The organism is Methylocystis sp. ATCC 49242, assembly GCF_000188155.2.
GTDB lineage: Bacteria > Pseudomonadota > Alphaproteobacteria > Rhizobiales > Beijerinckiaceae > Methylocystis.
In genome coordinates this window covers 2,448,959-2,468,446 of record NZ_KE124774.1, presented here as the reverse complement: position 1 = coordinate 2,468,446, position 19,488 = coordinate 2,448,959, and the positions used below count along the sequence as shown (strand labels likewise).

The 19,488-nt window shown below is 64.5% G+C and carries 21 protein-coding genes; 15 read left to right on the top strand and 6 right to left on the bottom strand.

The features are described 5' to 3' along the window. The first annotated feature begins 38 nt into the window (after positions 1-38). From MET49242_RS14035 to MET49242_RS14015, 6 genes are all read left to right on the top strand, one after another. On the top strand, positions 39-803 hold the full coding sequence (locus MET49242_RS14035; RefSeq protein WP_036283742.1) for an ABC transporter ATP-binding protein: 765 nt from the start codon (positions 39-41) through the stop codon (positions 801-803). Next, positions 800-1,618: an ABC transporter permease gene (locus tag MET49242_RS14030; protein WP_084679102.1), complete on the top strand. Its 819-nt coding sequence runs from the start codon at positions 800-802 to the stop codon at positions 1,616-1,618. The genes MET49242_RS14035 and MET49242_RS14030 overlap by 4 nt, the downstream gene beginning before the upstream one ends. Next, entirely contained in the window at positions 1,618-2,346 is a 729-nt protein-coding gene (locus tag MET49242_RS14025; RefSeq protein ID WP_036283738.1) for a TlyA family RNA methyltransferase, read from the top strand. Before MET49242_RS14030 ends, MET49242_RS14025 begins: the two co-directional genes overlap by 1 nt. Continuing rightward, a complete protein-coding gene (locus tag MET49242_RS14020; protein WP_036283735.1) occupies positions 2,343-3,605 on the top strand; it encodes a class I SAM-dependent RNA methyltransferase in 1,263 nt (420 codons plus the stop codon). The genes MET49242_RS14025 and MET49242_RS14020 overlap by 4 nt, the downstream gene beginning before the upstream one ends. 152 nt (positions 3,606-3,757) lie before the next feature. Continuing rightward, on the top strand, positions 3,758-3,910 hold the full coding sequence (locus tag MET49242_RS25925; protein WP_210162337.1) for a hypothetical protein: 153 nt from the start codon (positions 3,758-3,760) through the stop codon (positions 3,908-3,910). Positions 3,911-4,045: 135 nt separating this feature from the next. Beyond that, positions 4,046-5,368, top strand: a complete 1,323-nt coding sequence (locus MET49242_RS14015) for an FAD-binding oxidoreductase (RefSeq protein WP_371212529.1) — start codon at positions 4,046-4,048, stop codon at positions 5,366-5,368. Positions 5,369-5,371: 3 nt separating this feature from the next. Here MET49242_RS14015 and MET49242_RS14010 read toward each other — a convergent pair whose 3' ends face one another. Continuing rightward, a complete protein-coding gene (locus MET49242_RS14010) occupies positions 5,372-6,079 on the bottom strand; it encodes an SOS response-associated peptidase (RefSeq protein WP_036283729.1) in 708 nt (235 codons plus the stop codon). A gap of 149 nt (positions 6,080-6,228) precedes the next feature. Between MET49242_RS14010 and MET49242_RS14005 the strand changes: the two genes are divergently transcribed. Then, the gene (locus tag MET49242_RS14005; protein WP_036283726.1) at positions 6,229-6,714 is read left to right on the top strand and encodes a hypothetical protein; all 486 of its coding nucleotides are present in this window, start codon (positions 6,229-6,231) and stop codon (positions 6,712-6,714) included. A gap of 6 nt (positions 6,715-6,720) precedes the next feature. On the opposite strand, the gene MET49242_RS14000 is transcribed toward MET49242_RS14005, so the two are convergent. Continuing rightward, positions 6,721-7,467 carry an enoyl-CoA hydratase-related protein gene (locus MET49242_RS14000; RefSeq protein ID WP_036283724.1) on the bottom strand — a complete coding sequence of 249 codons (747 nt, stop codon included), beginning with the start codon at positions 7,465-7,467 and terminating at the stop codon, positions 6,721-6,723. A gap of 123 nt (positions 7,468-7,590) precedes the next feature. Between MET49242_RS14000 and MET49242_RS25090 the strand changes: the two genes are divergently transcribed. The 8 genes from MET49242_RS25090 (at position 7,591) to MET49242_RS13960 (ending at position 14,638) form a co-directional block, all read left to right on the top strand. Then, the gene (locus tag MET49242_RS25090) at positions 7,591-7,845 is read left to right on the top strand and encodes a hypothetical protein (protein WP_144259624.1); all 255 of its coding nucleotides are present in this window, start codon (positions 7,591-7,593) and stop codon (positions 7,843-7,845) included. 415 nt (positions 7,846-8,260) lie between these two features. Beyond that, positions 8,261-8,944, top strand: a complete 684-nt coding sequence (locus MET49242_RS13990; RefSeq protein WP_036283719.1) for a hypothetical protein — start codon at positions 8,261-8,263, stop codon at positions 8,942-8,944. Positions 8,945-9,041: 97 nt separating this feature from the next. Further along, entirely contained in the window at positions 9,042-9,488 is a 447-nt protein-coding gene (locus tag MET49242_RS13985) for a hypothetical protein (protein WP_158497305.1), read from the top strand. A 196-nt stretch (positions 9,489-9,684) separates the two neighbouring features. Then, positions 9,685-10,869 carry a polysaccharide biosynthesis/export family protein gene (locus MET49242_RS13980; RefSeq protein WP_244430819.1) on the top strand — a complete coding sequence of 395 codons (1,185 nt, stop codon included), beginning with the start codon at positions 9,685-9,687 and terminating at the stop codon, positions 10,867-10,869. A gap of 241 nt (positions 10,870-11,110) precedes the next feature. Continuing rightward, on the top strand, positions 11,111-11,869 hold the full coding sequence (locus MET49242_RS13975; RefSeq protein ID WP_084679100.1) for a CDP-alcohol phosphatidyltransferase family protein: 759 nt from the start codon (positions 11,111-11,113) through the stop codon (positions 11,867-11,869). Between the two features lie 183 nt (positions 11,870-12,052). Then, positions 12,053-13,051: a hopanoid-associated sugar epimerase gene (gene hpnA / locus MET49242_RS13970; protein ID WP_036283713.1), complete on the top strand. Its 999-nt coding sequence runs from the start codon at positions 12,053-12,055 to the stop codon at positions 13,049-13,051. A 10-nt stretch (positions 13,052-13,061) separates the two neighbouring features. Beyond that, positions 13,062-13,346 (top strand): hypothetical protein, encoded by a 285-nt coding sequence (locus MET49242_RS13965; RefSeq protein ID WP_227966252.1) that lies wholly within the window; start codon positions 13,062-13,064, stop codon positions 13,344-13,346. Next, a complete protein-coding gene (locus MET49242_RS13960; RefSeq protein ID WP_036283707.1) occupies positions 13,337-14,638 on the top strand; it encodes a glycosyltransferase family 1 protein in 1,302 nt (433 codons plus the stop codon). Before MET49242_RS13965 ends, MET49242_RS13960 begins: the two co-directional genes overlap by 10 nt. A 1-nt stretch (position 14,639) precedes the next feature. Here MET49242_RS13960 and MET49242_RS13955 read toward each other — a convergent pair whose 3' ends face one another. The 4 genes from MET49242_RS13955 to MET49242_RS13940 form a co-directional block, all read right to left on the bottom strand. Further along, positions 14,640-15,680 (bottom strand): lipocalin-like domain-containing protein, encoded by a 1,041-nt coding sequence (locus tag MET49242_RS13955; RefSeq protein ID WP_036283704.1) that lies wholly within the window; start codon positions 15,678-15,680, stop codon positions 14,640-14,642. Next, positions 15,670-18,135, bottom strand: a complete 2,466-nt coding sequence (locus tag MET49242_RS13950) for an ABC transporter permease (protein WP_036283701.1) — start codon at positions 18,133-18,135, stop codon at positions 15,670-15,672. The genes MET49242_RS13955 and MET49242_RS13950 overlap by 11 nt, the downstream gene beginning before the upstream one ends. Beyond that, on the bottom strand, positions 18,132-18,872 hold the full coding sequence (locus tag MET49242_RS13945; RefSeq protein WP_084679099.1) for an ABC transporter ATP-binding protein: 741 nt from the start codon (positions 18,870-18,872) through the stop codon (positions 18,132-18,134). Before MET49242_RS13945 ends, MET49242_RS13950 begins: the two co-directional genes overlap by 4 nt. Before the next feature lie 105 nt (positions 18,873-18,977). Continuing rightward, a complete protein-coding gene (locus MET49242_RS13940; RefSeq protein WP_036283698.1) occupies positions 18,978-19,460 on the bottom strand; it encodes a hypothetical protein in 483 nt (160 codons plus the stop codon). Positions 19,461-19,488: the final 28 nt, after the last annotated feature.

Below are 19,488 nucleotides of genomic sequence, written 5' to 3'. Positions count from 1 at the left end.
GCCTTGCGGGGGGCGCCGCCGCGGGCGTAGAACCGCTCATGTCTTCGCTATCCAGCGCGCCCCGGCCGACGCTTTCGGTTCAGGGCCTCGCCAAGAGTTACGGCAATCGCAACGTCGTCGGTCCGCTCGATTTCTCGCTCGCCCCCGGCTCCGTGACGGGGCTTCTCGGCGGCAACGGCGCGGGCAAGACCACGACCATCGGCATGATCATGGGGCTGATCGAGCCGAGCGCCGGTTCGATCCGCGTCTTCGGCCATGACATGGCGCGCGACCGTTACAGCGCGCTTGGCCGCATGAATTTCGAAAGCCCCTATGTCGATCTGCCGCATCGCCTCACCGTGCGGCAGAATTTGCGCGTCTTCGGCCTGCTCTATGACGTTCCGGACATAGAGGCGAAGATCGAGGAGCTTGCCGACGCGCTGGCGCTGCGCGATTTTCTCGACCGCCAGACAGGGAAGCTTTCAGCCGGGCAAAAGACGCGCGTCTCCATCGCCAAGGCGCTGATCAATGATCCGCAACTGCTGCTCCTCGATGAGCCGACGGCTTCGCTCGACCCCGATACGGCGGACTGGGTGCGGTCGCGTCTCGAGACGCATCGCCATACGCACAATTGCGCGATCCTGCTCGCCTCGCACAATATGGGCGAGGTCGAGCGCCTTTGCGATCGCGTGCTGATGCTGAAACAGGGGGTGCTCGTCGACGACGATTCGCCGTCGAACCTTCTCGCGCGCTATGGCCGCGACAATCTCGAGGAGGTCTTTCTCGACGTCGCGCGCGGGCGCGTGGGCGGAGTTTCCGAATGATCGGCGACTTCTCGTTCAAGCGCGTCGGCGCGATGGTGCTGCGCTACACTTATCTGCTGCGCGCGTCCTGGGCGCGCGTGCTCGACATCATCTACTGGCCGGCGATCCAGCTGCTCACCTGGGGGTTCCTGCAAACCTATCTCGTGCGCGCCGGCGCGCTCACCGAAACGGGCGGCGCCGCGCAGGCGGCGGGCACGCTGATCGGGGCCATTCTCCTGTGGGATATTCTGCTGCGCGGCCAGCAGGGCTTCTGCTTTTCCTTCATCGAGGAGATGTGGTCGCGCAATCTGCCCAATATTCTCATGAGCCCCTTGCGGCCTGTCGAATTCGTCGCATCGCTCATCGCGATGAGTCTCATTCGCCTCGTCGTCGGCGTGTTCCCGGTCACCATCATGGCGATCGTCTTTTTCGGGTTCAATCTGTGGGCGCTGGGCGTCGCCTTCGCCGCCTTCTTCGTCGTGCTCATGCTTTTCGCCTGGAGCATCGGCCTGTTCGTGTCGGGCGCGCTGCTGCGCTTCGGCGTCGGCGCGGAAAATCTCATCTGGTCGATGATGTTCTTCGTGCAGCCGCTCGGCGCCGTATATTATCCGGTTTCGACGCTACCGCAGTGGCTGCAGCCGTTCTCCTGGATGCTGCCGCCGACCTATGTGTTCGAGGGGATGCGCGCCGCGCTGATCGAACATGTCATCCGCTGGGATCTCATGGCTCAGGGCTTTGCGCTCGACATCTTCATGTTCGCCGCCGCCTCCTTCGCCTTCGCGCGTTTTCTCAAGAGCGCGCGGCGGGCGGGCACGCTGTTGCAGTCGGGCGAGTGATGAACGCGAAGCGCGCCGACGCGGCGCTTCACGAGCGCGGATTTTTTGAAAGCCGCGCCAAGGCGCGCGAGGCGATCGAGGCGGGGCTCGTCACCGTAAATGGCCGCGTCGTGACGAAACCTTCCGCGCCGATCGCGGATGATGCGGAGATCGTCGCGGCCGCGCCTTACCCATGGGTGTCGCGCGGCGGCGTGAAGCTCGCGCATGCGCTGGATGCTTTCGGCGTCGATGTCGCGGATCGCTTCTGTCTCGATGTCGGCGCCTCCACGGGGGGCTTCACGGATGTGTTGCTGTCGCGCGGCGCGCGCCATGTCGTCGCGGTCGACGTCGGGCGCGATCAATTGCACGAAAGACTTCGGCGCGATCCGCGCGTGACGTCGCTCGAAGCGCAGGATGCGCGCAACCTGACGCCGGCGCAGCTTGGCGAATCGCCGAGCCTCGTCGTGATGGACGCGAGCTTCATTTCATTATCCGCCTTGCTGCCGCATGCGCTGTCGCTCGCGGCGCCGGCCGCCGATCTCGTCGCGCTGATCAAGCCGCAATTCGAGGCGGGACGCGGCGCCGTGAAGAAGGGCGTCGTGCGCGACGAGAAGATTCATGCGGAAGTCTGCTCGCGCGTGCGCACGGAGATAGAAGCGCTGGGCTGGCGCTCGCTGGGCGTCGTCGCTTCGCCGATCGAAGGCGGCGACGGCAATCGCGAGTTTCTCATTCACGCGGCGCGCAAATGAAGCAATTATTCATCGAACGGCTCGGTCATCGCGGCGAGGGCGTCTCGCGCGACGGCGACAGGCGCGTCTTCGTTCCCTATGCGCTCGCAGGCGAAACGGTGGCGGCCGAGATCGCTGGCGATCATGCCTGCCTTCTGGAAATCATCGAGCCTTCGCCCGATCGCATTGCGCCGATCTGTCCTTATTACACTCATTGCGGCGGATGCGCGGTGCAGGCGCTGGCGTCCGAAGCCTATGCGCAGTGGAAGCGCGGACTTGTCGAAGCCGCTCTGCGCAACGCCGGGCTCTCGCTCGACCTCGGCCCGCTCGTCGACGCGCATGGCGCGGGACGCCGGCGCGCGACCTTTCACGCGCGCATGGACAGGGGTCGCGCGCGCGTCGGCTTCATGGCGGCGCGCTCGCATGAGATCGTCGAGATCGAGGCCTGTCCGCTGCTCGCGCCGGAACTCGCGGGAGCGCTGCCCGCGGCGCGCGCCCTTGCGCAAATTCTTGCGGCGCGGGGCAAGCCCCTCGATCTGTGGTTCACGGCGACGCTCGACGGCATGGACGTCGATCTTCGCGGCGCCGGACCGCTCGAGGAGCATGAAACGGGCGCGCTGATCGCGGCGGCGGAAAGACATGATCTCGCCCGTCTCTCCAATCACGGGCGCCTCGTCACGCTGCGGCGTCCGCCGATGATCGCCGTGGGCGCCGCGCGCGTTCCACTTCCGCCGAGCGCTTTCCTGCAGGCGACGCAGGCCGGAGAAGCGGCGATTGCTGCGCGCGTCGTGGAGGCGGCGACGGGCGCAAGGCGCGTCGCCGATCTTTTCTGCGGCGTCGGCGCCTTTGCGTTGCGCCTTGCGGAAAATGCGCGCGTCGCAGCTTACGACAGCGCGGCCGACGCGGTTGAAGCCATGATGGCGGGCGCGCGCGGCGCGACGGGGCTGCGTCCGCTCGAAGGCGCCGTGCGCGACCTCTTCACGCGCCCGCTGACCGGGCAGGAGCTCGCGTCCTTCGACGTCGTCGTCTTCGATCCTCCGCGCGCCGGCGCGATGGCGCAGGCGAAGGAGCTGGCGCAATCGAAGGTCAACACGGTCATCGCAGTGTCTTGCAGTGCACAAAGTTTCGCGCGGGACGCTTCAATTTTGCTCAGCGGCGGATATTCCGCGCGCAATCTCACGCCCATTGACCAATTCCGCTTCTCTCCCCATGTCGAAATAGTTGCGGTGTTTTCCCGTGAGACGGCCCGCGGCGGCGCTAAGCGGCGTCTTCTCGGCTGACTTGCTTAAGACCCGGGTAAGTTTGCTGTGCCGAGAATGTCACACGGGAGATGAAAGAATTGGAATTTTCGGACCCCATTGCAAAGCCTGTTGCCGACTGGAAAAAACAGGCATAGGATTTGCGAGATGGTCCAGCGTAACCGGAAATCCAAGTGGTTTTCGAGAACTGGAAGGAGATGGTCATGATGAATGCGCTTATCGCCGCAACATTGTGCAGTGTCATCCTCGCAAGCGCGCCCGTTGCGGCCCGCGCTTACGTCTATGCCCGCAAGAAAGATGCGAGAGCCCGTCGTCGTCACTACTAAGGGCATGTCGAAAAAAGGGCGCCTATACTGACTCTCTCGTCTGATTGGTCTGACGCGCCCGAATTGCCCGATCGCCTTGCGGCGATCGTCGGCAGGACCGCCGTAATCGATGAACCGGCGGCCATGGACGCGTTTATGTCCGAACCGCGCGACCTGTATCGTGGCCGCGCCCGTTGTGTTGTCAAACCGAAAGATGCGCTGGAAGTCGCGCAAGTGCTTTCGCTCTGCAATGCGCATGGCGTCGGCGTCGTGCCGCAGGGCGGCAACACGGGACTCGTCGGCGGACAGACGCCTGATTCGAGCGGCCGGCAAATCCTGCTCTCCCTGCAAAGACTGGATCGTATTCGCGACGTCGATCCGCGTTCGGACGCGATGACGCTGGAAGCGGGCGTCACTCTGGCGCGGGCGCAGGACGCGGCGGAATCGGTCGATCGCTATTTTCCGCTGTCGCTCGCGTCCGAAGGAAGTTGCACCATCGGCGGCAATCTCGCCACCAACGCTGGCGGCGTGCATGTGCTGGCCTATGGCGCGGCGCGTGACCTCGCGATCGGCGTGGAGGTCGCGCTCGCGGACGGGCGACTGCTGTCCACACTCGGCAAATTGCGCAAGGACAATACGGGCTATGACCTGACGCGGCTGTTCGTCGGCTCGGAGGGCACGCTCGGCATCATCACCGCCGCGACGCTGAAGCTTTTTCCGCGCCCGCGTTCGCGCGCGGTCGCTTTTCTGGGAGTGAGCGATCCCGCGCAGGCGCTGTCGCTGCTGGGTTTCGTGAAGGAGCGCGCCGGGCCGGGCCTGCACGCCTTCGAGCTCGTCCCCCGAATCGGACTGGACCTCGTGCTGCGCCATATTCCCGGCGCGCGCGATCCGCTCAGTGCTGTTCACCCGTGGTATGCTCTCGTCGAAATCGCTGGCTTCGCCGAGGGAGAAGCGGAGCGCATCGCCGCCGCGACGCTCTCGCAGGCGATCGACGAGGGCCTCGCGCTCGACGCCGCCATCGCCCAGTCCCTCGACCAGGCCGCTGCGCTCTGGCGACTGCGGGAGAGCATGTCGGAAGCGCAGAAGCGCGAGGGCGGCTCTATCAAGCACGACATTTCCGTGCCTGTCGACCGCATTCCCGAATTCATTGCGGAAGCCGGACGGCGCATCGCCGCGCATTTTCCTCAAGCGCGGCCGGTTCCCTTCGGCCACATGGGCGACGGCAATATTCATTACAACGTCTCGCAGCCCGTCGGCGGCGACAAGGCGGCCTTCCTCGACCGCTGGGACGAGATGAATGAAATCGTGCACGGCCTCGTGCATGAATTCGGCGGCTCCATTTCCGCCGAGCATGGCATTGGCCGGATGAAGCGCGATCTGCTGGCGCGGGTGAAAGACCCTGTCGCGCTCGACGTAATGCGCGCGCTGAAGGCGGCGCTCGATCCGCGGGGCGTATTGAATCCGGGCAAGCTCCTGTAAGCTTCAGTCGAGCAGGGAGCGCCGCAAGGGCTCCTGCAATAGGGGTCCGTCTATCGACGCCTTGTTGATTTCGGGTCCAATCTCGAAAAACGTCAGAACGTCGTCGGCTGCGGGCTTCAGCAATTCGGCGGCCTCATTGGCGCGAATCTCGTCGCAGTCGAGCCAGGCGGAAAAATCGGCGGGCTCGATGATCGCCGGCATGCGGTCGTGAATGGCGGCCGTCGCGCCATTGGCGGCGGTGGTGAGGATGCAGGCGGTGTCGATTTCGGAGCCGTCAGCGCCGGACCATGTCTCCCAGAGTCCCGCAAGCCCCATGGGCGCTCCGTCGGCGCGGCGGAACAGATAGGGCCGGCGCTCGACCTTGCGTCCGGCGCCGAGCTTCAGCCACTCGTAATAGGCGTCGGCCGGAACAAGGCAGCGGCGCCGCTTCATCGCGGCCCTGAAACTTGCCTTCCCGACGACTGCCTCGGACCGCGCATTGATGATGAGGGGAAAGTCGCGAATGTCCTTAACGAAACCGGGCAGGAAGCCCCAGCGCGCCAGGTGGAAATGACGACGCCGCTCGCCGCCGGGCCCGCGCGTGAGCGTCACGATGGGGATGGGCTGGGTCGGCGCGATATTGTAACGCGGCGGAAAATTGGGGTTTTCCTCATAGGCGAAGAGGGCGCGCAACGCTTCCGGCGCCGAAGTGAGGGCATATCTTCCGCACATATCGCTTATCCCGGAGAAGCGTCGCAGCCTCGCCCGCTCGCGCGGAAACCCCGTGAATTTCTACAATTGCGCGAGGTCAGGCGGAGGGCGCCATCAAGGATTTATTATGAGATTACCGGCAAGGTGACACTAGCATTTGGTGAGAACTCATGAATCTGGACGTGCAACTCATCGAGCCGACGCAGACGCGCGAAAAAGCGGTCGAGGAGTTGCAGTCGAAGACGCTCGTCAATCCGGTCTCGGGTCTCGCCAACGACTATCTCAACCTTTTCAATGAACTGGTCATGATACTGGAGCAGATTCCGCAGATGCCGGAGCTGCTCGAGGACCTGTGCGCCTGGCGGCCGGTCAGCTATCAGGAATATTTCCGCAAGTCGAAGCTCGCGGGCCGCCATTCGGCGCTCTCCGCCTATGAGCAGCTGAGCCCCTCGTTCCGGCGGCGATTCGAGACCTTCGTGGCCGAACTCGACGTCATTGCGCTCGCGAGCGTCGCCTCGGTCCGGCTGCATTTCCGAAATGGCGTGCCGCAGGACATGGAGCGGGTGACGAACACCTGCATGCGCGCGGGCGAAAAAATGCGAATTATCCTTATCCGCGCCTCCCGCCTCGTCAATTACGCCAATCTAGAAGGCTGACCGCAACTACTTCGGCCGCGAAAAGAACGCCGCCAGGCGCTCACGCGCCTGCGGCGAGGACAGGGCCCTTGCAAACAGCGCCGCCTCTTCCTCGATGCGCGCGAGAATTTCGGCCGGATCTCCGCGCATCAGGCGGCGTGCGGCGAGGAGGGCCTCGGCGGGCTTTCGGGCGAGACGCCGCGCCGCCTCCATCGCCGTCGCGTCGACCGCCTCCGGCGGCGCAAGGCCGTTGACGACGCCGAGCCGAAACGCCTCTTCGCCGGTAAAAGCTTCTCCCAGAAGGAGAAATTGCGACGCCCGGGCCATGCCGACACGGCGTGGAACGAGAAGACTCGCCGCCGCTTCCGGCACGAGGCCGAGGTCGATGAAGGGCATGCGAAGACGGGCGTCGGGGCTGGCGTAGACCAGATCGCAGTGAAAGAGCATGGTCGTCCCGACCCCGACCGCATCGCCCGTCACGGCGGCGACCATGGGCTTTTCGAAGGAAGCGAGGGCGCGCACGAAGGCAAGCGCCGGAAAATCCTGAGGGTTTTCGAGAAAATCGCGGAAGTCGGCGAGATCGTTGCCGGCGGTGAAATCCGCCGCCGCGCTGGCGAAGACCACGACGCGGACGTCCATGTCGCTGCGCGCCGCCTCGAGCGCGCCGATCATCGCGCGATACATCTCGCGGTCGAGGGCGTTTTTCTTGTCGGGGCGGTCAAGCACGAGACGCAGGACGCCATCCGCGCGGGAAACTTGAACTTTGTCGGACATGGGCGGCCTCCGGCGATGCGCCGAAGCAGGGCGCGTCGGTCAGAGCATAAACGAAAAGCCTGTGGCGCGCCTGTGTGAGAGTTTTCGGACGCAGAGGGAGCCGGACGGGGCGCTTCTCAGCGAATGAACCCCGGAAACCGCTTTCGGGTCTGGCGCTTCGCCTTTCTCGCGGCGCCGCCGCAATTCGACGGATCAGCGGCGGCGGAGGGGCAAGTCGCGCTGGTCGCGGTGAAATCGATTTCCTCGCGCGCGGGGCGCTTCGCCATCTCCGCCACGGGCGCCGTTGGGGTCGTAGCTTTCCGCTTTGTGACCGAGGCGACGATATTGGCCGCATTGGCCGCGCCGGATGGCGGCCGTCCCCACAAATGGGCCTTGTAGGCAAGGAGGGGAGTGGAGAAAAGAACAAGCGCGCTCAATAACTTGCGTGTCCGTGCGTCACGTTTCGCGCGGGCCCGGGCGGAGAAAACGGCCCGGGAGCCCGGGGTCGGCTCGGCGGCCGGCGCCTTCCTCACGCGAAATTCCTCCGAGATTTCAAAATGAAGCAAAGCCGCGCTCCCAAACGAGGTTAACAATTCAAATAATTGTATACCGGCGGGAGCTTAACCTTTATTTACCGCTCGGATTCGACTTCTTCCGGGGCTTCGAAGCCCGTCACAAGACACGCCCGCCCTTGCCTTGCCCCGAGGAAAATATTAATGAAGCATGATGCATGCGTCTGGCCTAAACGCGCCCGGAGGCGCATCTTGGTCTATGCTGTTCCCCGATTCGAAGTCTGCGAGTGAGGCGGCTGAGAATGGACGATATCGTCAGATGGCTCGTGGGAGACCCTTTTCGGCGCGGCCAAAGCTTCCTGAACGGGCTTGAACAGCGTTTTCTGCAAGAGATCGTGCGGGACCTTCCCCACTGGGTCACGCCCTCGCACCTGTCGCTTTTCGGCGCAAGCGCCGCTGCGATCGTCGCGGGAGTTCTGTTCGGCGCGAATAGCTACCCTTGGCTGATCTGGCTCATTCCGGCGGCCATGACGATGAATTGGCTCGGGCTTTCGCTCGATCTCCCGCTCGCCCGGTTGAACGGCGCGGAGTTGCCGCGGGCGGGGATGGCGCATCATCTCGCTGAGCTGTTTTCGCACCTGCTCATCATTCTCGCCTATGGATTCTCGCCCTATCTGACCTTTCGATCGGCGACGATCATCCTGGTCTGCTATCTTCTGTTTTCGTCCTACACATATATTCGCGCCGCGACCCGGCACGTCGAACAGATGGCCTATATCGGCATCGGCGTGACGGAGTTCCGCGTCCTTCTGGCGCTCTGGCCCTTCATTGCGGTGGCGCTCGGCGTGCCGGAGAGTCTCGACGACCGGTTGCCCGCGATCGACGTCGCGATCATGGCGCTGGGCTTCTTCACCGTGATCGGCCTCGTCGCCAAGCTTTTCCTCGACGGCCGAAAGATCGCTGCGGCGTCGGGGCGGGAGGACTGACGCTCCCCGCCGCGCGGCCGGAAAGCGCGATCGTGGCGCTCGGGGCGCGCTAAAATCCTCGAGTGCGACATTTCTTGCCGGAACCTTTTTGCGGGGCGTGAATTGTCCCCGTATGCGCTCCTTTCTCGCCACGATCCTGTTTCTTGCCGCCACGCTCCAGGCGGCGGGGGCGGGCGCGACGGATCGTCCGGAGGGGGGCAATTTTTCGCTCTCCTACGAGACCTCGCCGGGCGAGGCATGGCGGGCGCGCGTCGAGCGGGCGCGGTTGCGCTACGAGGCCTTTGCGGCTCGCGCCTATCAGGACTATCTCGCCCATTCCAGCGCGGCCGATCGGCGCGCCTTGGCTCCGCAAGGGGCGGAGCAGACCCTTCGCTCGATCCTCGGCGATCCGACATTGCGCAAAAACGACATCTACGTTTCCGAGGACGGGGTGCTGGTATTCCGCGGCGCTCCCGGTTCATTCCATCAGGCGGCCGATTTTGCGCCCATGCCCGCTAGGCGCGCAGAGGCGTTATCGCTAAAAATTGACGTAAGAATGAAATAACCTTTTTTCTACGATGGGTGGAAAAGCCAGCGAATCTGCAATCGCGCCCCGGTCGATTTGTGGCATATTGGCCACAGAAACCGACGAATGACCTCTCTGTATCTCATTGACGGCTCACGACAATAGAAAGGCGGGGCGGCATCGGTTAGATTGCGCCGTTCATTCGGGGCCGTGGCGAAGTTAAGTTGGAGCGACATTGAAAACCACCCATCTCATTCGCCTCAAGCGCCTTTCCGTCTTCGCGGTCGCTGCGATTCTGGGCGGCTGCGGCATGTTTCCGGCCAGCGGCCCGTCCCGCGACGCGTTCGTGAAGAGCGTTTACTCGCCGGCCGAGGAAGGCCAGCCGCCTTTCGCCTTTGTCGAAATCAACAGTTTCTCCCTCGACGTTCTTGCCCGTCGCGCGCCGCCGACCCTGCATGGATTGTTCGGCGACTACCGCCCGCCTGTCTCCCCGGTCATCGGCGTGGGCGACGCCATTCAGATCACGGTGTGGGAGGCCGCAGGGGGCGGGCTCTTCTCCGCAGCCGACGCCGGCCATGTGAATCCCGGGTCGCGCGCGTCCAGCATCCCCAATCAGATCGTCGCGCGGGATGGTTCCGTGACCGTACCCTACGCTGGACGAATCCAGGTCGGCGGCAAGACCCAGCAGCAGGTCGAGGCGGCGATCGTCGAGCGCCTCCGGGGCAAGGCCATTGAACCGCAGGCCCTCGTCACGGTCGCCCAAAACGTGAGCAACACTGCGACGGTTACAGGCGAGGTCGCCAATGGCGCCCGCGTGCCGCTCTCCCAGCGCGGTGACCGAATCATGGACGTGATCGCGGCGGCCGGCGGCTATCGCTCGCCGGTGCATGAGACCTACGTCACCCTGACCCGCGGGAATCGCTCGGCGCGCGCGCCCATTCAGGCCCTGCTGACGAACCCCAGGGAAGATATCTATGTCCGGCCGGGCGATATCCTCACCATCGAGCGCACGCCTCCGACCTTTACGGTCGCCGGCGCGACGGGTCAGAATTCCGTCCTGACCTTCGATGCGCGCGGTCTCAGCCTCGAGGAGGCGATTGGCAAGGCGGGCGGCCTCATGGACAGCCGCGCCGATCCGGACGGCGTCTTCGTTCTTCGCTACGAGCCGTCGAGCGTGGTTCGGGAATTTCCGAACGTGGCCCCGAATTTGCTGAAAGCTCAACAGGTTCCGGTGGCCTACCACCTGAACATGCGTGATCCGTCCGCTATGTTCGCGGCGCGCCGCTTCGCGATCCGGGACAAGGACATTGTCTATGTGTCGAATGCGGCCATCGCCGAGATCGGAAAGCTGATGCAGCTCGTGCAGATGATGTCGCAGCCGGCGATTCAGGGCGCTCTCGTCAGCCGTTATCTGAACTGACAACGCTCGGCTTGAGACAAGTTGAAGAAAAACAGTGAACTGCCAAGCTAGAGGAAACACAAAAAATGTGTCTACGAGGCAATAATTTCTTGACCATGGGTCGGGTGAGAGGCAAAGTCGAAAAGAACTCCGGTGCGGAAGTCTGCGAAGCGACTGCCGCCGTTTTTTCGATCGAGACATCTCTTTGCCGATATGATCGACGGCTGGTTCGATTTCATGCGTTGTTCCAGGAGAGGGCGTCGTGGCCAACGTAAGAATCAACGATAGTTTTCTGGCTATCGCAGAGCGCGCCGCCCTTGCGGCGATCGTCCGCAGGTTGCCGAGCTTCGTTACCCCGGACCATCTGACGGGCGTTGGCCTTCTCGGGGCCGTGATCACGACTGCAGGCTTCGTGGCCTGCTGGTGGTCGAACTGGTTTCTTGTCGCTGTCGTCTTCGGTCTGTTCCTCAACTGGTTCGGCGATTCGCTCGATGGGACGCTGGCGCGCTACCGAAAGATCGAGCGCCCCCATTACGGCTATTTCGTCGACCATTCTGCCGATCTAATCGCGCAGACGCTCATAGTCGTCGGCCTTGGAGCTTCCCCCTTCTTTACGGTCGCGTCGTCGCTTCTCGTGCTCTCGCTCTATCTGCTGATGAGCTCCTACACCTATCTGCGCGTCGTGACCGAAAGCATTCATCGCCTGTCCTATGGCGGCATGGGCGCGACCGAGTTCCGAATTCTCGTCGCCTGCTGGGCGCTGTTCGCGGGCTGGTTCGGGCCGGGGATCACGACCGGCCGGATCATGTCCTTCGTGGCGCTCGATGTCGTGATCGGCGCACTGTCCGCCTGCACCTTCCTCATCTTCGTCTTCATCGTCCGGAACGATCTGGCCCGCATGCAGCGCGACGAACTCAGCGCCGAAGACAAAAAGAAAGCTTCAGCAAAAGCCCCGACGCGCGACGAGAATGCGCATTTCGAAATGGCGAAGCAGGATCTCGCGGAGCCGGCGGCCCAATAATTTCAAATGTTGTCATAGCCGCCGCACTCAAAATAACGGGAATGCGTCGGTTCCCGCGGAACCATGTTTGCAAGCTATTTGCAAAACGGCCAAGCTGGCCCAATTTCCGGTCCTGTTCTATGCATGGTCTTGGTGTTGTGAAGGCGCCATAGTCCTTCGAAACAGATGTGGCGCTCTGGAAGAATGAATCCCAACGATCGAGCTCTTGTAACCGGCGCAAGCGGATTTATCGGCGGAGCGGTCGTCAGGCTGCTGCTTCGAAAAGGTTACCGGGTGCGCGTTCTCGTCCGCCCGCGCAGCCGGCGTGACAATATTCCGCCTGAATGCGAAATAATCGAAGGCGACATAACGGATCGCGACAGCGTCCGCCGCGCCATGGCGGATGTCCGCTTCCTCTTCCACCTCGCCGCCAACTACCGCCTTTGGGCGCCGGACCCGACGCCCGTGATGCGGGTCAATGTCGGCGGGACCGAGACCGTGATGCGGGAGGCGTTGCGGTCTGGCGTGGAGCGAATTGTCCACACCAGCAGCGTTGCGACGCTGGCGCCGGACAATGACGGCGTCTGTACGGAAGTGAGCCGTTTGCCGCCCGAAAAGGCGATCGGCGCCTATAAGCGGAGCAAGATTCTCTCCGAGCGGATCGTCGAGGAGTTGATTGAGAAGGAGGGCCTGCCGGCAGTGATCGTCTGCCCGTCGGCGCCCCTGGGGCCCGGAGATCTGAGGCCGACGCCGACCGGGCGAATCGTTTCCGAGGCGCTACGCGGTGGCATGCCGGCCTATGTGGAGACGGGGCTGAATATCGTTCACGTCGACGACGTGGCCGCCGGTCAGTTCGCGGCTCTCGAACGGGGCGTTATTGGCGAGCGCTATATTCTCGGCGGCGAGAACTTGACTTTGCGTGATCTCCTGACCGAGATTTCCCGTATCACCGGGCGGCCCGGGCCACGCTTCCGGGTACCCTATGCCCCGCTCATCCCTCTCGCCTATGCGAACGAATGGGCGGCGCGCCTGACGGGATCGGAGCCGTTCCTCAATCGTGAGAGCCTGCGCCTTTCCGAGACCCGCATGTTTTTCGACGACAGCAAGGCTCGCGCCGAACTTGGTTACGAGACCCGGCCAGCCGAGGCCGCGATCGAGGACGCCGTGCGCTGGTTTCGCGATTCGGGCGGCCGGAAGGGGTAAGCGCGCGGCCATGACCCGATCGCGCATGGTCCTGGCCCTCCTCCTCGGCGTCGCGGCGACGCCGTCGCTTGCGCAGGGGTTCACCCATTGCGCTCCGCCTTTCCGCCCCCCCTGTATCGACACAGCAGAGACGGAGAAGGAAATCGCCGCCTGCGAGGCCGAGATGCAGGCCTATATCGCCACCGTTTTTAAATATCGCGCCTGCATCGACGCTGAGAGCCAACGGGCGGTTCGCGACGCAAATGACGCGATCGAGACGTGGAAATGCCAGTCCGGGCAGTTGAAATGTCGTTGACGCCTCAACGAAACCTCCCCGTCGTCTACGACGTCACGCGACTCGTCACGCGCGGGCTCAACCCTTCGCCGAACGGCATCGACCGGATTGATTTCGCGCTCGCGCGGCATTTTCTTTCGACGCCGGGCGCCGGCGCGCTCATCTGCACGGCGCTTGGTCCGCGCCTCACCGACGCCGCCAGGGCGCTGGAGACGGTGCGGGCGATCGAATCATACTGGCGAGAAGACGGCGATCCCGCGCAGGACGCCGTCTACCGATCGATCGTCGCGGCGCTGAAATCCGCGGACAGCGCGAGCGCCGCGCAGGTCCGGCTGGAACGCAGGCCGGGTTTCGAGCGCGTCGCGCGCAACTGGCGCGCCATGCGCGACTGGGCGTTTCATCTCGGCCGGCCGCTCGCGGAGGTTCCGCAGGGCGCGATCTATCTCAACGCCACGCAGTTTCTGCTCGACCGGCCGTGGTATGTGCGCTGGCTCGACGCGCGGCCCGACGTGAAGCCCGTCTGCGTCGTCTATGATCTGCTGCCAGTCGATTTCCCGGAGTTCTTCCGCCCCATCGAGGCGACGCTTCATCCGCGCCGGAACCGCAACATCTGCCGCTTCGCTTCGGGCGTCGTCGTCAGCGCGGAGGACGTCGCCGGACGACTTGCAGCCTTCGCCGCCGAAAACGGCCGCGCTGACCTTCCGATATGCGTCACGCGCCTGCCGGTCTCGCCCATTTTCGAGACACAGCTCGCGCCCCCCGAGGAACTCGCGGGCGTCGATTTTTTCGTCGTCTGCGGCACGATCGAGCCGCGCAAGAACCATCTGCTGCTGCTCAATGTCTGGCGCGAACTCGCGAGGAAAGGCGCGGCGCCGAAGCTCGTCGTCGTCGGCAAGCGCGGCTGGCTCAATGAAGCGGTTATCGACATGATGGCGCGCAGCCCCGCCTTGCGCGCCCATGTGATCGAGGCCGGCGGCCTTTCGACGCCGGGCCTGCGCCGTCTCATGGGAAGCGCCCGCGCGCTGTTGATGCCCTCCTTCGGCGAGGGCTTCGGCCTGCCGGTCGCGGAGGCGCTGATCGCGGGCGTGCCCGTGATCGCCTCGAATCTCGACGTGTTTCGTGAGGTGGGAGGCGACGCGCCCGACTACCTCGATCCTCTCGACGGACTGGGCTGGATGCAGGCGATTCGCGACTACGCTGCGCCCGATTCGCCGCGCCGCGCGGCGACGATGGCGCGGATGAAGGCGACGAAGATCGCCAATAACCCGGACGGCTTCATCGAATCGATCGAGCGCTTTCTGGCGACCCTGTGAGTCAGTAGCCGGTCATTTCCAGATAGCCTTCGCCATTCTGCGAGCCGCTGAATGAAATCGGCCCTTCCCAATAGGGAAAATTCGTCCCCATCCAGCTGAGCGCATTGAGCGGCGTCGTCGCTATGTCGAGGCTGCGGCTCTTGACCTTCACGCGCCAGCGCGTCGGGACGCTGCGCTCGCCGATCGCGGTCTGCGCGAGCGGCTCCAGGGAAATATCGTCGGCGGCGAGCAGATGCGTCGCGCCATCCGCTGCGATCCAGTTTCCCAGCAGAAAGAGCCGCGCGCCGCGCATCCGGTAAAGCATCAGCTTTTCGCCGCCCGCAAGATGCAGGGAAAGCCAGTCCCAGCCTTTCTGGTCGGACGCAAGCGGCTGGCTGCTCCATTCCCGGTCCATCCAGGCGCGGCCCGTGACTTTCACCGCGCGGCCGCGCAGGGAAAGCGTTCCGCCGACCGTGAAGAACGGCTGGCTGTAATAATACGAAGCCTGCCCGCTCTCCGATTTGCGGCTGTAGCCGCCTTCGCCCTGCAGCACGAAAGGCGCGTCGCTTTTCAGTTCGAGGTCGTAGGAGAATTGCGGCGCGCGCGCCAGAACGCGCGCTCGTGTAAAGGCTTCATCCGGCGCCTCGAAGGACCAGTCGTCGATATGGGCGTGAAATGGCGCGGCGATCACCTCGGCCTGACCGACGCCGCCCCGCGCGAATTTCTGCGCGAAAACATGCTCCTCCGCGCTCGTCGCGGCCGCATGCGCCATCCATATGTTGCGGTCGTCCCAGCCGTCGCCGGAACCGGGTTCGAGCGCATGGCGAAACAATGTCCATTGCACGCCATATGAGGCGCCGTCGTCCCCCTTCAGATTGGCGGTCAGATACCACCATTCATTGCGGAAACGCGGATGCGCGCCGTGATCCTTCGGAAAGAGGAGCGCCGTTCCCGGATGCGGATGTTCGAAACCCGGCGCGCCCGAACGCAATCCGTCGAAGACCTGCGCCTGCGCGGCAAGAGGCAGAAGCGCGGCGAGCAACAGGGCGGTCCTACCTTTCATTGGCGAAGACCTTCAGCAATTCCGCAGGCGCGCTTCGCGCAAGCCGCGCGACGGGCGCAATAGCGGCGAGGAGGGCGGTGAGCAGCGCAACGGCGAACACCTGCGCCCATTGCGCCGGAAAGACATGCATCGGCAGGCGCCAGCCGAAAGCCGCGACATTGACGATTGCGACCAGCGCCCATGTCATGAAGAGGCCGAGCGGAATGGCGAGCGCCGCGGCGCCGGCGGAAAATAGCAGAATGCGCAGCAGCTCCAGGGCCGCGAGACGGCGCCGGGTCACGCCCACCGCCCAGACCGGCGCGATCTGCGCGAGGCGCAAATTGCTCAGCGTCAGAAGGCTCGCGAAAAGCGCGATGGCCGAAACGATCAGGGTGAGCGTATTGAGCGCGGCGGTGACGGTGAAGGTGCGCTCGAAAATGTCGGTCGAGATTTTCTTGACCTCGGCGTTGTCGACGATGCGCGCGATTTTCGCGCCGAAGCGTGCCTGCATGTCCTCCATTACCGCAGCGATCTTTCCGGGCGCGACGCGAAGGCTGTAGTGAACGCCGGAAGCGTCGGAAAAATGTTGCGCGAGACGCGCGTGATCGACGCGCAGCTGGCCTTTCGGATTGCCATAGTCGGGAAAGACGCCGACGATCCTCGCGCGCCAGTTTTCGTTCGGCGTCGGAATGTCGATCGTTTCGCCCAGTGAGACGCCGAGCCGGCGCGCAAGCTGTTCGCTGATCATCACGGCGTCTTCGTCGCGCAGCGCGCGCCAGGCGTCCTGTCGAGATTCGATCAGCGGAAAATGCGCGGCGTAGGTTTCATGCGGCGCCATTCCCATCACCTCGATCGGCCAATCGGCGATGCGCGTCTTCGTTCGCCACACGGGAAGGATCGCGGCGATTTCCGGCCGAACGCGCGCCCAGTCCTCGATTTCGTGCGCGTCGGCCGGCGTCGCGGCCTCGTAATAGATTTCCGCGACAAGCCGTTCGTCGAGCCAGGCCGTGAAGGTCCGGCGAAACCCTTCGACCATGCCGCCGACGCCGATATTCGTCGCGAGCGCCAATAGCAGCGCCATCAACGCGAGCGAGAGCCCCGCGATCTCCTGTCGCCCGTCGGCGAAGAACCAGCGCGCCAGCGGATGGCGCGCGAGGCTTTCGCCGAGGCGCAGCAGGGCGGCGAGCGCGACCGGCAGCAGCAGGGCGACGCCGAGCAGGGCGAATGCGATGACCGCGAAGCCCGCTTCGAGCGTGTCGGCGCTGCGCCACGCAAGCACGGCTGCAATCAGCGAAAGCGTCGCCAAGGCTCCCTGCCGGCGCAGATAACGATGATGCGCCTCGCGCCAGGCGATGGGCCGCGCGACGGAGAGCACGGGCAGGCGCAGGGTCTTGGAAAGGCCGCTCCCCGCGGCCAGCGTCGCGCCGGCCCCGGCCATGGCGAAACCCGACAGCCACCAGCGCGCGTCGAGCGCGAGGCGCCCCGAGACCTGCGCGCCATAGAGCCCTTCGAGACTTGCGGCGACGTCCGGCAACAGCGCGGCGGCGATGAAATAGCCGCAGATCAACCCCGCGCCGCCGGCGAGCAGCGTGAAGACGAGAAGCTCGATCAGCATCGCCGCGATCAGCCCGCGCGCCGGGACGCCAAGCGCGCGCAGGGTGCGCACCATCGGAAGGCGCTGCTCGTAAGCGAGGCCGAAGGAGGCGTTCACGATGAAAAAGCCGACGAGAAAGGCGAGAAGGCCGAAGGCTGTGAGATTGAGATGGAAACTGTCGGTCAGGCGGGAGAGGTCGCTTTCCTCGTCGGGTTCGACAATTCGCAGCGCATCGCCCGCGATCTCGCCGAGTTTCGCCGCGTCGACCCTCGTCTCGCCATCGACGATGAGACGCGAGAGCCGTTGCGGCCTGTCGAGCGCCTTTTGCGCGACGCCGATGTCGACCACGATGGCGCCGGGCGGCGCCTCCTCCATCGCAACCAGCGGCGGCAGCGTGAAGCCGCGCTCCGTCGTGACCCGCGCGCCTTCATCGAGACGCAGATCGCGCAGCGTTTGATGCGAGGCGAAACTGCGTCCCTCGCCACTGAGAATATTCGTCGCTTCCTTCGTTTCGCGCAAAGGCGCGAGCGTGGACGCCATCGGCAGGGTCAGCGGCTCGACGCCGATCAGGCGAAAGTTTTTTTCATTCACCCGCGCAGCGCCCTCGAGCGCCGGCGAGACTTTCACGCCCGCGCGACGCAGCTTGACGAAAAGCTCCTGCGCGAACAGCCCGCCGCGCACGGCGACGAGATTTTGCGTTCCGCCGCCTGTGAAAACCGCCGCCGCGCTGTCGTAGCTCCTGCGCGCCTGCGCGTTCAGCGCCTGCACGCCGCTCCACAACGCCGTCGCGATGGCGAGGCCGACCACGAGCGTCGCGAGATTGGCGGGATGCCGGCGCCAGTGGCTCAGCAGCGCGGCGAGCGTCCAGAGCGTCTGCCTCATGACGAAGCGAGCGTCCCCGCCACAAGCGTCTCCCGACGCTCGAGCCTTTGCGCAAGGCGCGTGCTGTGCGTCACCATCAGAAAGGCGCAGCCGGTCTCTTCAACGAGTTCGAGCGCCAGCGCCAAGACGTCGTCGCCCGCAGCCTCGTCGAGATTGCCGGTAGGCTCGTCGGCAAGCAGCAGTTTGGGCCGCACGGCCAGCGCGCGGCCAATGGCGACGCGCTGCTGCTGGCCGCCGGAGAGCTGCTCGGGGTAGCGCGCGAGAAGCTTTTCGAGACCGAGCCGCCGCGTCAGAGCCTCCTGCCATGCGGGATCGTAGCGCCCCGCGAGCCGCGCCTGAAAGGCGAGGTTTTCTGAGACCGTGAGGCTCGCGACAAGATTGAACTGCTGAAAGACGACGCCGATCGTTTCGCGCCGCAGCGCCGCGCGTTCGGTTTCGGAAAGGCGCGTGATGTCGACGCCGTCGAGGATGATCTCGCCGCCGTCCGCGTCGTCGAGCGCGCCGACGAGATGCAGCAGCGTGCTCTTGCCGCTGCCCGACTCGCCCATCAGCGCGAGGGTCTCTCCCGCCTCCAGCGAAATGTCCACGCCGCGCAACACGGGGAGCGGACCTTGAGGCGTGGGGTAGGATTTTCTCAGGCCCTTTACGCGCAGAAGCTTTGAGTGACTTGAGACGGACGGCCGCGCTTTCCCGCCGGCGACGATGGTCAAAACTGTGGCCTTCTTCTTTGTTTTCATACCAGACGCGGGCGCCGGGCGGCGCGCATGCAGCTATCTAGTCGAAGAAGGTTGAAAGCACAGTCCCCGTCATGTCGTCTTCATGACAATTTCGGACACGCCAGCCTATGCCGCCGCGCCTTGCGCCAGCGCAGCGATGACCGGCCAGCCGACGCTGCCCGCGGGATCGAGCGCGGCGAGCGTTCGCAAATGCCCCTCCGCGATGTTGCGGGCGCCGCGTTTCAACTCGATGAAGCTCAGCGCCTTGAGCGTGAAGAGCGCGAAACGCGCCGGTCCTTCCGCTTGCGATTGATTTTTCGGCCAAAGCTGCGGATCCCTCGGCCAGCCAGCCTGACGCGCGGCCTCCTCCATGCCGGCGAGAGCCATGCTCCGCGCCATGTCGAGATTGCCCATGTAAGTGTGGATTTTGTAGAGACAATAATAAGCGGCGAGGGCCTCGGGCGCGAGATCGAGGGCCGCGCGGAAGAGGCGGTCCGCGCGCATCCGGTCGCTGCGATAGGCGACGACGCCCTGCTGCAAAAGCGTGTCGACGGGTCCGGGCAATGCGCCGAAGTCCACGCCTTCGGCTTCCTTGAAAATATCAGTCATGAGAGCCGCGTCGCAAACACGGCGCCAG

Bases quoted from the DNA above. Each gene is read 5' to 3' on its own strand.
- MET49242_RS25090 (WP_144259624.1), top strand. From the start codon at position 7,591: ATGAACCCCGGAAACCGCTTTCGGGTCTGGCGCTTCGCCTTTCTCGCG.
- MET49242_RS14010 (WP_036283729.1), bottom strand. From the start codon at position 6,079: ATGTGCGGAAGATATGCCCTCACTTCGGCGCCGGAAGCGTTGCGCGCC.
- MET49242_RS14000 (WP_036283724.1), bottom strand. From the start codon at position 7,467: ATGTCCGACAAAGTTCAAGTTTCCCGCGCGGATGGCGTCCTGCGTCTC.
- MET49242_RS14035 (WP_036283742.1), top strand. From the start codon at position 39: ATGTCTTCGCTATCCAGCGCGCCCCGGCCGACGCTTTCGGTTCAGGGC.
- hpnA (WP_036283713.1), top strand. From the start codon at position 12,053: ATGAATCCCAACGATCGAGCTCTTGTAACCGGCGCAAGCGGATTTATC.
- MET49242_RS14025 (WP_036283738.1), top strand. From the start codon at position 1,618: ATGAACGCGAAGCGCGCCGACGCGGCGCTTCACGAGCGCGGATTTTTT.
- MET49242_RS13955 (WP_036283704.1), bottom strand. From the start codon at position 15,680: ATGAAAGGTAGGACCGCCCTGTTGCTCGCCGCGCTTCTGCCTCTTGCC.
- MET49242_RS13960 (WP_036283707.1), top strand. From the start codon at position 13,337: ATGTCGTTGACGCCTCAACGAAACCTCCCCGTCGTCTACGACGTCACG.
- MET49242_RS14030 (WP_084679102.1), top strand. From the start codon at position 800: ATGATCGGCGACTTCTCGTTCAAGCGCGTCGGCGCGATGGTGCTGCGC.
- MET49242_RS14020 (WP_036283735.1), top strand. From the start codon at position 2,343: ATGAAGCAATTATTCATCGAACGGCTCGGTCATCGCGGCGAGGGCGTC.
- MET49242_RS13990 (WP_036283719.1), top strand. From the start codon at position 8,261: ATGGACGATATCGTCAGATGGCTCGTGGGAGACCCTTTTCGGCGCGGC.
- MET49242_RS13945 (WP_084679099.1), bottom strand. From the start codon at position 18,872: ATGAAAACAAAGAAGAAGGCCACAGTTTTGACCATCGTCGCCGGCGGG.
- MET49242_RS13965 (WP_227966252.1), top strand. From the start codon at position 13,062: ATGACCCGATCGCGCATGGTCCTGGCCCTCCTCCTCGGCGTCGCGGCG.
- MET49242_RS13950 (WP_036283701.1), bottom strand. From the start codon at position 18,135: ATGAGGCAGACGCTCTGGACGCTCGCCGCGCTGCTGAGCCACTGGCGC.
- MET49242_RS14015 (WP_371212529.1), top strand. From the start codon at position 4,046: ATGTCCGAACCGCGCGACCTGTATCGTGGCCGCGCCCGTTGTGTTGTC.
- MET49242_RS13940 (WP_036283698.1), bottom strand. From the start codon at position 19,460: ATGACTGATATTTTCAAGGAAGCCGAAGGCGTGGACTTCGGCGCATTG.
- MET49242_RS14005 (WP_036283726.1), top strand. From the start codon at position 6,229: ATGAATCTGGACGTGCAACTCATCGAGCCGACGCAGACGCGCGAAAAA.